Source organism: Occallatibacter sp. (assembly GCF_049510455.1).
GTDB lineage: Bacteria > Acidobacteriota > Terriglobia > Terriglobales > Acidobacteriaceae > Telmatobacter.
Genome location: NZ_JBEKYX010000118.1, coordinates 1 through 10,479, shown reverse-complemented (window position 1 = coordinate 10,479; position 10,479 = coordinate 1). Strand labels below are relative to the sequence as shown.

Genomic DNA, 10,479 nt, shown 5'->3' with positions numbered 1-10,479 from the left:
CGCGACGGCATCGGCGCGGTCATTCAGGTGACCACGGCGACAGGCAGTCAGTGGAAGACGGTCACCACATCGAGCGGCTATTTGTCTTCAAGTGATCCGCGGGCTCACTTTGGGCTCGGAAAAAGCACTGCTGCGCAATCGATAGAGATTCGCTGGCCAAGCGGCATCGTTCAGACACTGAAAAATGTTGCCGGCGATCGCATTCTCCGCGTGGATGAGCCGGAGACAGCGGTGCACTGATCGAACTGAAGCCGGAACAGCTATCATCTTTTTCATGGAAAAGAAAATCCGTTGGGGCGTGTTGAGCACTGCCAAAATCGGCGTCAAAAAAGTCATTCCCGGCATGCAGGCCGGCGAGTTTTGCGAGGTCACCGCCATCGCCTCAAGGGATGCGGTCACAGCGCGCGAGGCAGCAAACGAACTGGGAATCGCAAAGGCTTACGGAAGCTATGAAGAGCTGCTGGCCGATCCCGAAATTGATGCGATCTACAATCCGCTCCCGAACCAACTGCATGTGCCATGGACAGCGAAGGCTGCCGAAGCAGGCAAGCACGTGCTCTGCGAAAAGCCTCTGAGTCTCACCGTCGCGGAGGCCGAATCCCTGCTCGCCATTCGTGCGCGCACCCGCGTCAAAATCGGCGAAGCCTTCATGATCCGCAGTTATACGCAGTGGCTGCGCGTGGCGGAACTCATTCACAGTGACCGCATTGGGACTCTGCGCGCCGTCAACGCGCATTTCAGCTACTTCAATGCTGATGCGACAAACATTCGCAATCATGTCGAATCAGGCGGCGGTGCGCTCTACGACATTGGCTGCTATTGCATTCAGGCGGCGCGGGTTGGGTTTGGCGAGCTGCCGCGTCGCGTTGTTGGGCTGATCGAGCGAGACCCGAACTTTGGCACCGATCGCCTGACCTCAGCCGTGATCGACTTTGCCGGCGGACAAGCGATTTTTACCTCAAGCACGCAGCTTGTTCCATATCAGCGTGTGCAGTTCTTCGGCACAAAAGGCCGCATTGAGATGGAGATTCCTTTCAATGCGCCAAAGGACCGCCCGACACGCATCTTCATCGATGAAACCGGCGAACTCTTCGGCAGCGGAATCGTCACCGAGGAATTTCCTGTTGCCGATCAATACACGATGCAGGGCGATGCGTTTTCGCGCGCAATTCTGGACGATAGAGAAGTGCCGGTGCCGCTTGAAGACGCGATTGCCAACATGAAGGTGATAGAAGCTATCTTCGAGTCCGCGAAGACGAGCAGTTGGGTCGCAATCCAGTCTTGAACCGCTAAGCAGCTGAGGCAGCCAGGTGCTCGCGCTCAATCGTCACTACAGTGATGTCGTCCTGTTGGCCGAAGCGCCGCGCCGTCTCCGCAATCCTGCTTGCCTGCAGCGTCGAAATCTCCCGGCTGCGATCGAATCCGAAGAGTTCGCCCTTCGGATTCTGCGCCTCGATTACGCCGTCTGAGTAAAACGTGAGACGGCTGCCGGGAGGCACTTGCAGCGTGAGCGTTTCGTAATGGATCGGCGATGCGATGCCGAGCGGCAGCGCGCCGGGCAGCTCGATTTCCTTGCCGTCCAGATACGGCGGCAGATGGCCCGCATTCGCAATCGTCATTGCGCCGTTAGGCGCAATGTACGCGGCGAGCGCGGTGGCAAAACCTCCCTGCGTTCTACCCACAAGGCGCTCGTTCAGCCGATGCAGCAACACCTCCGGCGCATGCGTATCGTCTGCCGCTGTGCGAATTGAGCCCACCAGAGCGGAGACGAGCATGGCCGCAGGCAATCCTTTGCCTGCCACATCGCCCACCACTACAAGTAGCCCTCCATCCCCGGCAGGAAGCACCTGGAAGAAGTCGCCGCCAACCTGCTGCGCTGGTAGATAAACCGCATCCACGGCAAAGCCCGGCACGGAAGCTGTCCTCTCTGGAACAAGAACCTGCTGCACCTGTTGCGCGGCTTCCATCTCAGACTCAAGCTGCGCCTGACGGCGGCTCATGCGGGAAGAGCGCAGCAGAATGATGACGCCCAGTGCGATAACGGAAAAAATATCGGACAGCGCACCGATGGAGATCCGGAATGGGCCCGCGTGAATGCCATCGACAGCCCGCATCAGATCAAGCCCTGCCTGCCGCGAAGACCGGAGCTGCACCATGGTGTCGCCGATCAGCAGGCAGTAGATATACAGGCTGAAAAGAATAGCGGGAATGAGCAGGATGCCGGCCTCGCGGTTTCCTTTACGCCAGCGACGGGCTAGAACGACAGGAATGATGACCGAGAGCAGAATGATGAAAGGAAGATTGGTAAAAAGCTGGTACTGCGCCGTTGCGCCGCCTATCCAGTCCGCCAGCCCTCCGAATCCGTTCAGGATTCCAGCAAGGATGAAATAGATGCGCCAGCGCCAGCCAATCTTCATTCCAACGAAGGAAAAGTACAGCCCGCCCCACATCCAGGGCGAGGACAGGCGCAGCACAGAGATCCATAATTGCAAATACATCGGGATGTTGATGAACGGGGTGAGGACAAATATCGGCGCTTCGGTGACCTGCAGCGCGCACACGGCGGCAATCCAGAGGTATTCGGTCTGCGTACGCTGCGCGGAGAAAAGTACCAGCGCAACGATGCCCAGCGCGAGATACAGCACATATACGATCCCCTGCAGCCAATTTTCGCCGACAACCCCAAGCCAGTTCGCCTGGTCAATAGTTGCCTCCGAGCCGATGGTGAGGTTGTTTATGTCGTAGCCGGGACCGGAGTCAGTCCACTCCGCCGGACTGATAACCACGCGCAGGGCAAGGACCAGCGTACCGGAGGCGAGCAACCGGCCGGGAATGGACGCCAACACATGCGCGCCCGTCGTATACGGAAGATACGGCGCAATCCGCCCCACTGCCATTACGCGCTCGCCATTCGCGTAAATCTCAAAGGCGCGGGCAAGGCCGAACTCGTCCAGCGCCAGATCCGCCTGCGCTGGGTCAACCTTCACGCGCAGACGATACCAGACAATCTCCGGCTTGCGGGTGCCGTAGATATTTTGAATGGATGTGCTGGGATCGAAAGGTATCCAGTGCGAATCGTCAAAACCAGGATCGGCATAAGCCGTGTCATCGCCGGCGTGAACAAGGCACTGCGTATGAAGCTGACTTGGCGCGCGCAGGCGCGTGGCGTCAAATACCGGAGCCTGCGCATAGAGAGGAAGGCTCAATATGAGCGCTGCAAGAACAATTACCAGCAATCTGCAAGCGCGAACCCTCAACAGCATCCTCCCGTCCCGGCAAACCTGGTTACCAGATTACTCGAAGCCGGAAGGACGCCTGCTCGAAAATTGCGTTATTTGGCGCGTGTCGCGGTGAACTCGGCCGGAGGGCGGTCGCCCACAGTGCGGGTAAATTTGATGGAGTCGCCGCTGATCATTCCCTTGTAAGCGATCTTCATGTCGTTGCCGTTGAAGTTCACTGTCTGGTTGAAGGTAACGGTATCGCCGTCGACCTTGCCGTCGCTGATGTCGGAGTCGCCGCGCGGCGAGGTGATCTTACCGGTAAGGGCGGCTCCGTCCACGTGGAAATCGAAGCTGAGGTTCTGGGTTCCGCGGGGCGTCTCCACCGTGGCGGTCCATTTGCCGGTAATATCGGCGGCAAAAGCGGTTACTGTGCCGAGCGCGACAAACAGGAACGCAAAAGCAAGTTTTCTCAACATACTGCGGTTCTCCGATCTGAATTTCAGTGCGGGCATCGTACAGTTCTGTCCTGTGGGATACCTGTTATGAATGACGGGCAAAGTGTACAGGAAGTTACAGAGGGCAGGCAAAATTCACGCCTGCTCCCAAGGGCGAGAGCTGCACATACAGCCGCGGTGATATGATCCGCCCAAAGCGTTGTTTTCCCCGGAGGCTAAGCATGATGCGCAAATTGTGGGCTTTTGCATTGCTTTTTCTGCTCTCCGCTGTCACCGCCTTTGCCGGTGATTTCAACGGAAAATGGACGGCACAGTTCGACACGCAAATTGGACCGCAGAAATATACATTCGAGTTTCATGTAGACGGAACGAAACTGACCGGTAAAGCGGTAAACGAACAGTTCGGGAGCACGGACATTGCGGAAGGCAAGGTGGATGGCGATTCCATCAGCTTTGTCGAATCTCTGGACTTTCAGGGCAACGCGCTGCGAATCATTTATACCGGCAAAATGGATGGCGATACCATCAAGTTCACGCGCAAGGTGGGAGATGTTGCCACAGAAGCGTTGACCGCGACACGCGTGAAATGAAACTGCGGGATTGAAACATCTGGATGAGGAAATCCAATGCCGCACATCGAGTTGGGACGCGCTACCGCTGCAATCGCATTTGTACTGATTGCGGTTTTGCTGGTGTGGCGAAGAAGCCGGAAGAGCTAGACGCAAACTCGTCTCTCGTCCTTCGTCACTCGTCCCTAGCCTTCCCGCTGCCTTTCGATGATCGTAACCTTCTTGCCATACCGCCCCATGAGCGCATTCCAGCGCACAATCGCCAATTCCTTCAGCATCTGCAGGCCGTCGCGCAAATAACTGATGCGCGAGCGCGCGTCATGCGCCCAGCTCACAGAAACTTCCTGCACGCGGAAGCCGCGCTTGCGTGCAATGAAGAGTATCTCCGGATCGAAGCCCCAGCGCTCAATCGTCTGCAACTGAAAAACAGTCTGCGCGGCCTCGCGGGTAAATGCCTTAAAGCCGCATTGCGTATCCGCATAAGGCAGGCGCATTATGGCGCGGGTCAGCAGATTGAAGCAGCGGCCAAAAATCTGCCGGTACAGCGGCTGGCGGTGAGTCTGGCGGCTGGTTGCCAGCCAGCGCGAGCCAATGGCAATATCCGCGCCCGCCGCAATAGCGTCAAACAGCCGCTGCGCCTCCTCAATCGGCGCCGAGAGATCGGCATCCGTAAACATGACCACCTCTCCCAGCGCATGCAGCAGGCCTGAGCGAACGCTGTAACCCTTGCCGCGGTTGCCGGGGTTCTCCATCAGCCGCACTTCCGGAGCGGTCAAAGCAAATTTTTTTACCAGGCTGCCGGTCTCGTCGGTAGAGCCATCGTTGACGACGATGACCTCCGCGAACCATCCATGACTGCGAACAGCCGCTATCACGGCCTCCAGCGTCGGCAGAATACGCGCCCGTTCGTTATACGCCGGGACAACGATGCTGAATTTGGGGTACTGCGTCACCTGAGAAGTCTCTTTTGGGCCCAGAGCAAGCGATTGTCCAGGCAATCTGGGGATACTTTGCACATGATATACGCGCGGGGTTGCGTAACGTTTCCAAACCTTCCATTCCGCCCGCTTACGCGCCAAATGACTGATGCGTAAAGGTCAAATCCACAGCAGTCGCGTCTTTTTCGCGCACCGTGCGTCGATTTTGGGTATGCTTGGTAGCGGAGGCGAACGAGGCATGACGAAGGCGGACCTTGTAGAAAAAGTAACCGGCCTGGGAGATCTGACCCGCCGCGACGGTGAAGTGATCGTCGAAACCATCTTTGAGTCGGTGATCAACGCCCTGCAGACCGGTGACAAGATTGAGATTCGCGGATTCGGATCGTTTCGCATCCGCCAGCGCAATCCCCGCATCGGGCGCAACCCCAAGACTGGCGAGCGCGTCGAGGTGCCCGCTAAGCGTGTGCCCTACTTCAAGCCATCCAAGGAGCTGCGCGACCTGGTCAATCCAGGCGAGGCCGAAGCGGCGTCTAAAGGGGAAAAGGCCCAGTAAGCCACACTGCATTCCTGCTTGCACACAAACGCGCCGAAATTCAGCCCCGGATGCCGATCACGCTCAGCATCCGGCCCGCGCGGCCCTGTGAGCCGCGGTGCGAGAAGAAAAGCTCAGGCTGGCATCGGGTGCAACCGCCCACCATACTGATATTGCGCGGTTTGAGCCCTGCATCGAGCAGTTGTCTCCGGTTCGCTTCCGCTACATTCAGATGCAAACCGAGGCCCATCTGCGAGTGCCCCGGAGCGCGCTGTGTGAGAAACAGCATGGGGTATTTCTGCTTCACCGGGTCTGAGCCATAGACCTCGTGAAACAGTTCCGGCGCATAGGCAAACTGCGAGGTGAACTCCGAAAGCACTTCCTCACCCACGGCGTAGCAGCACGGTCCAATGCTCGGGCCGATCGCCGCGACCAGATCCTCCGGCTGCGAGCCGAACTCCAGCCGCATGTGCCCAATACCGTTCTCCACAATGCGCTTCACCGTGCCGCGCCAGCCGGCATGGAAGGCGGCAACAGCCTTTCTCTTGCGGTCAGCCACCAGAACCGGCGTGCAATCGGCAGTGAGAACCCCAAGCAGCAGGCCGGGCTTATCTGTCATCAGCCCGTCTCCCTCGCATGGTTGACCGATATGCGACGAATTCGCCACCACCACCACGTTCGAATGAATCTGTCGAATGGTCACCATCGGTGTGAAAGCGCTGCCGGTAATGGCTTCGGCAAAGAGCTCGCGGTTGCGCAGAACATGTTCGCGCGTATCGTCCGCTGTAAAGCCCAGGTTCAGCTCTGCTGGCTCGCCTTCTGCGGCATACGCCGTGCTCACCCCGCCGCGCCGTGTGCTGAAGCCGTGCCACAGCCATGTAATTCGCTTGAGGCCCGCCGCGGAAACCCATTCGACGCCATTGCCGGCACGAGTGGATTTCGCTCGCGCGGAAACGGAGCGGGCAATGGCAGTGGCAGTGCGGGAAGGCATGCACTTCATTCTAGCGGGAGAGAAATTGTTTTAGTCGGGAGAAAGCTTGTGGGCCTGCCTTCCGGCAGGCCCGCTACAGAGGCATTGGGGGTGGGGTATCCAGAAAGGGGGGATTGAGGTGAAGGTCGCAAGCGACCTTCAAAGAGGATGGTTTCCTACCTTGGAGGGTGATGGTTCGGGGAAGCCTCTGCTTGTTATTAAATAAGACGACAACGCCTGTGGAATGGTTGCCCTACTTCCGGAAGGATTTTTTCTCGAGCCCGAAAATGTATGAAAACAGAGCATTTTTCAGTTGCACGCGCGATGCGCGATTGGCACTCTAATAGTTGTGAAGAACTGGCCGTACATTTTGATTGTGCTGATCGTCATCGGTGGCGCGGGGTATCTGGTGTACAGCGACCGGCAGCGCCTGGGGATCGGACTTATGCCCGGAGCCAGCTCCGCTGGTGAGAGCGCGGGCGAAAGCGCCAGCGGCGTCAGTAAAGCCCTGAACACGCTGAAACCGTCGAAGGCGAAGTGGCAGTCCATCTCCCGGCCAGCGGATGGCTTTGCAGTGGAACTGCCCGCCGGCACGCGAGATTCCGAGGCTCCGGCCTTCAATGAGACCGGGGGCACGGAACCCGTCAAGATGCTGGAGTCAACCTCCGGCGACGATACGGTTTACGCCATCACCTGGCAGGACAATCCGCCCATTGCGCGCATCAACAACAATGTGCCCGACCGCACGCTGGACCAGGCTCAGGATGGAATGCTGAACCGCACACAGACAACGCTGATGAGCCAGACCCGAATCGTCGCCGGCGTATCTCCGGGACGTGAGATTCTGGCGCGCAATGCCTCGGGCGGCGTTCTAAATGCGCGGTTGATCTACACGCAACTCTCCGGAACGAAAGGCCGGCTTTATATCCTGATGGCGCTCTTTCCCACGGCCGGCGCGCGGCGCGAACAGGACGTGACGCGCTTCTTCAATTCTTTTGTCATCTCGGCTCCCGGCGCTTGAGCCAATTTACGCATCAATCTTCCACTCGTTTTTTTATTGCTGCACGCTTCTTCGCAGGCTTGTGGTTCTTTTCCACGCGCAGTTTCCATGCGGCATGCAAAGCGCCTTTAAGCAGGTCCTCATCGGCTGCGGCCAACACTACATGCGTAGCGCCCATGCGTCCCCAGCCGCCAAAAACCGGTAGAAACACCTCCGGCTGTTCGGCAACAAAGCCCGCTTGAACCTCCGGCGTCAGCATCAGGTTTCCGTAGCCTTTGTCCTGCATGGCCAGCGTGGCAAAGATGCGCCCGCCTACGCGGAAATCCGCCGCGCCCATGTGCGAGCCTTCCTCCGCGCCGTCCATGCTGAGCGCGATGCGCCGAAAATCCTCAACGTTCAAGCGAACACCGGCTCCAACTCGCTTTCGAATTCGCCCGTTTCGAATTCCTCGCCCAACCATCTTTGAAACGCCTCAAACTCCTCATCCCGGCCCAGAAAATCGCGAACCATCGTCCGCCCAGGCTTCGAGCCGCCCTGCTCCAGCACCGCTTTACGATACCGCGCGCCTGCGTCACCGTCGAGCAGATTCTCCGGATCGAACTGTGCAAAAAAATCCAGCGCAATCACCTTGTCGAAGGCATACGTATAGTAATTCGACGAGTAGCCGGTGAGGTGCCCAAAGCTCGCATACATGCGGTTGCCATCCAGCCACTTCCACGGTAGCAGGCTCGTGTAGAGCGAGTGAATCGTCTTGTCCAGATCGATCTGCGCCGGATCTTCATCATGCAGATTCAGCGAAATCGCAGTGTAGTAAATCTGCTGACGCATCCCATCCGCGCGGCCAAACGAGCTGGCTCGTTTCATCCTTTGGATAAGTTCCGCGGGGAGCGTTTCGTCCGTCTCGTAGTGCTTTGCAAAGCTCTGCAGCAGCTTCGCATCGCGGAAGAACTCCTCCAGCATCTGTGAAGGCACCTCAATAAAATCACCTTCCGTCGCAAATCCTGAAAGCCCGGCCCACTCCGTATGACCGCCCAGAATCGCATGCATCAGGTGCCCGAACTCGTGGAAGTATGTCACCACGTCGTTGTACTGCATCAGACCTGGGTCACCATCTTCGCCGCCAGGGAAATTACAGATCAGCGAAGCCTCCGGCAGATAACGTCCACGCACACCCGTCACCACCGGCGCGGCAGAGAACCACTTGTCTTTACCCTCGCGCGGATGCATGTCGAGATAAAAACGTCCGATGCGTTCCCCGTTCTCGAACACATCAAAGACCTTCACCGCCTTATCCCACGCGGAATCATCCGATGCCCGGAACTCCACCTTGAACAGCCGAGCAGCCGTCGCGAGCACACCCGCTTCCACCTGCGCATACGGGAAATATGGCCGCACAGATTGCGAATCAAAATCAAACTTCGCCCGCCGGAATTGTTCATACCAATAGCCGCGGCTGGTAATGTCAATCTCTTCCACTTCCGGCTGCTGCTGCCGCACGAATTCCAGAATCATCTCGTGCTCGCGCTTCGCGCCCTCACGGCTTGCCTCATCCAGCTTGTGCAGAAACGCGCGCACATTCTTCGCCGAACCCATCATCTGGTCCGCCGTCGCCAGATCGGCCCAGCTTCTGAAACCCAGCACCGTAGCAATCGCAGCCCGAGTCTTCAGCAAATCCTCCAGAATCGTCTTGTTCGCGGGATACGCCCTGGTGTTATAGGCCACAAACATCCGCTCCCGCAACTCCTGGCTCGCCGCAAATGTCATCACCGGCTGCATGTCGGGCTGATCCGTTGAAATCGTTACCTTGCCCTCGGCATTCGCCGGATGACGCGCCAGATAATCGGCAGGCAAACCCACAAGCTCCTGCGGCGCAGCCTCAATCGTCTTCGCGCCCTCCTGGATGTTCCTGCTGAAATCCAGCGAGTGCTTCGTCGCCTGCTCATGCAGCGACTGCAGATGCACGCGCGTCGCCTCATCCTTGTCCACGCCGGCCAGCCGATACCCCAGCAGCGAGCGCTCCACATAATGCTTCGTCGCCGCACTCGCCCCAGTCACATCCATCGCAACCAGCGCGTCATACACGCCGCGATTCAGACTTAGCGCAGCGCCCGCCATCGAGACCCGCTGCACAGCCATCTGCGCCGCATCGCGCACACCCTTATCGGCAGCCACGGAATTCAGTACGCCCGCCTGCGACCCCGCAAGGCTCAGCTGCTCAATCGCCGCGTCATACAGCCGCAGCGTGTTCTCCAGCGTCCTCGGCCCCTGAACCGCAAGCAGAGCGGCCAACGCCTGCTCATGCGCCGCAAGCCGCGCGCTCACCCACTTGTCCAGCGCCTCGGCGGACTCGGCTCCGCCCGCATCCCAGGCATGAATCTCTTCAGTCACAAGCAAAGCAGCAACGGTATCAGTTGACATCTTCTTTCTTTCCTCCAACCTTCTAGGTTGCCACACCGGAGCGCCACGCGCGCCAACGGCGTTCCGTAGGGCCCGTCCATGAACGCACAACATTTCCACGCAGGCGCACAGGGAACCCGGCGCTCAGTTCTGGCGTACTGGAGTGCAGTTAGCCTGTTTCAGATTTCGGCCGTCTAATTGTTACAGACTGTAACATCTTAATGTACGGAATCCGCGGGAGGAGTTTCGATGAGCATGCTGGGCCAGAATCTGAAGTTTGCCGTGCGGCAGTTGCGCCGCCATCCGGGTTTTGCGCTCACCACCATCGTCACCCTGGCGCTCGCCATCGGCGCCAATACAGCCATCTTCTCCATCGTCAACGCGCTCATGCTGAAGA

At 58.4% G+C, this 10,479-nt stretch carries 11 protein-coding genes; 5 read left to right on the top strand and 6 right to left on the bottom strand.

Features of this window, described 5'->3' with window-relative positions:
- Together ABSG47_RS18175 and ABSG47_RS18170 are read left to right on the top strand one after the other, a co-directional pair.
- A partial coding sequence (locus ABSG47_RS18175) for an ASPIC/UnbV domain-containing protein (protein WP_424171147.1) occupies positions 1-240 on the top strand: 240 nt, incomplete at its 5' end.
- A 34-nt stretch (positions 241-274) separates the two neighbouring features.
- Positions 275-1,285 carry a Gfo/Idh/MocA family protein gene (locus tag ABSG47_RS18170; protein WP_424171145.1) on the top strand — a complete coding sequence of 337 codons (1,011 nt, stop codon included), beginning with the start codon at positions 275-277 and terminating at the stop codon, positions 1,283-1,285.
- A gap of 4 nt (positions 1,286-1,289) precedes the next feature.
- Here ABSG47_RS18170 and ABSG47_RS18165 read toward each other — a convergent pair whose 3' ends face one another.
- Complete coding sequence (locus ABSG47_RS18165; RefSeq protein ID WP_424171143.1) at positions 1,290-3,206, bottom strand: SpoIIE family protein phosphatase; 1,917 nt, start codon at positions 3,204-3,206, stop codon at positions 1,290-1,292.
- A 125-nt stretch (positions 3,207-3,331) separates the two neighbouring features.
- The gene (locus ABSG47_RS18160; protein ID WP_424171141.1) at positions 3,332-3,697 is read right to left on the bottom strand and encodes a hypothetical protein; all 366 of its coding nucleotides are present in this window, start codon (positions 3,695-3,697) and stop codon (positions 3,332-3,334) included.
- Positions 3,698-3,897: 200 nt separating this feature from the next.
- Here ABSG47_RS18160 and ABSG47_RS18155 point away from each other — a divergent pair, with 200 nt between their 5' ends.
- Complete coding sequence (locus ABSG47_RS18155) at positions 3,898-4,266, top strand: hypothetical protein (RefSeq protein ID WP_424171139.1); 369 nt, start codon at positions 3,898-3,900, stop codon at positions 4,264-4,266.
- A gap of 164 nt (positions 4,267-4,430) precedes the next feature.
- Here the strand turns inward: ABSG47_RS18155 and ABSG47_RS18150 are convergent, their stop codons facing one another.
- Positions 4,431-5,198 (bottom strand): dolichyl-phosphate beta-glucosyltransferase, encoded by a 768-nt coding sequence (locus ABSG47_RS18150; protein WP_424171138.1) that lies wholly within the window; start codon positions 5,196-5,198, stop codon positions 4,431-4,433.
- A gap of 223 nt (positions 5,199-5,421) precedes the next feature.
- Between ABSG47_RS18150 and ABSG47_RS18145 the strand changes: the two genes are divergently transcribed.
- Entirely contained in the window at positions 5,422-5,736 is a 315-nt protein-coding gene (locus tag ABSG47_RS18145; RefSeq protein ID WP_424171136.1) for an integration host factor subunit beta, read from the top strand.
- A 40-nt stretch (positions 5,737-5,776) separates the two neighbouring features.
- Here ABSG47_RS18145 and pgeF read toward each other — a convergent pair whose 3' ends face one another.
- A complete protein-coding gene (pgeF, locus tag ABSG47_RS18140; protein WP_424171134.1) occupies positions 5,777-6,706 on the bottom strand; it encodes a peptidoglycan editing factor PgeF in 930 nt (309 codons plus the stop codon).
- A 328-nt stretch (positions 6,707-7,034) separates the two neighbouring features.
- Between pgeF and ABSG47_RS18135 the strand changes: the two genes are divergently transcribed.
- On the top strand, positions 7,035-7,706 hold the full coding sequence (locus tag ABSG47_RS18135) for a hypothetical protein (RefSeq protein WP_424171132.1): 672 nt from the start codon (positions 7,035-7,037) through the stop codon (positions 7,704-7,706).
- A gap of 13 nt (positions 7,707-7,719) precedes the next feature.
- On the opposite strand, the gene ABSG47_RS18130 is transcribed toward ABSG47_RS18135, so the two are convergent.
- On the bottom strand, positions 7,720-8,085 hold the full coding sequence (locus ABSG47_RS18130; protein WP_424171130.1) for an MmcQ/YjbR family DNA-binding protein: 366 nt from the start codon (positions 8,083-8,085) through the stop codon (positions 7,720-7,722).
- Positions 8,082-10,103, bottom strand: a complete 2,022-nt coding sequence (locus ABSG47_RS18125; RefSeq protein ID WP_424171128.1) for a M3 family metallopeptidase — start codon at positions 10,101-10,103, stop codon at positions 8,082-8,084. Before ABSG47_RS18125 ends, ABSG47_RS18130 begins: the two co-directional genes overlap by 4 nt.
- Between the last annotated feature and the right edge of the window lie 376 nt (positions 10,104-10,479).

Coding starts and splice junctions, on each gene's coding strand:
- ABSG47_RS18170 (WP_424171145.1), top strand. CDS start 275: ATGGAAAAGAAAATCCGTTGGGGCGTGTTGAGCACTGCCAAAATCGGC.
- ABSG47_RS18160 (WP_424171141.1), bottom strand. CDS start 3,697: ATGTTGAGAAAACTTGCTTTTGCGTTCCTGTTTGTCGCGCTCGGCACA.
- ABSG47_RS18155 (WP_424171139.1), top strand. CDS start 3,898: ATGATGCGCAAATTGTGGGCTTTTGCATTGCTTTTTCTGCTCTCCGCT.
- ABSG47_RS18145 (WP_424171136.1), top strand. CDS start 5,422: ATGACGAAGGCGGACCTTGTAGAAAAAGTAACCGGCCTGGGAGATCTG.
- pgeF (WP_424171134.1), bottom strand. CDS start 6,706: ATGCCTTCCCGCACTGCCACTGCCATTGCCCGCTCCGTTTCCGCGCGA.
- ABSG47_RS18125 (WP_424171128.1), bottom strand. CDS start 10,103: ATGTCAACTGATACCGTTGCTGCTTTGCTTGTGACTGAAGAGATTCAT.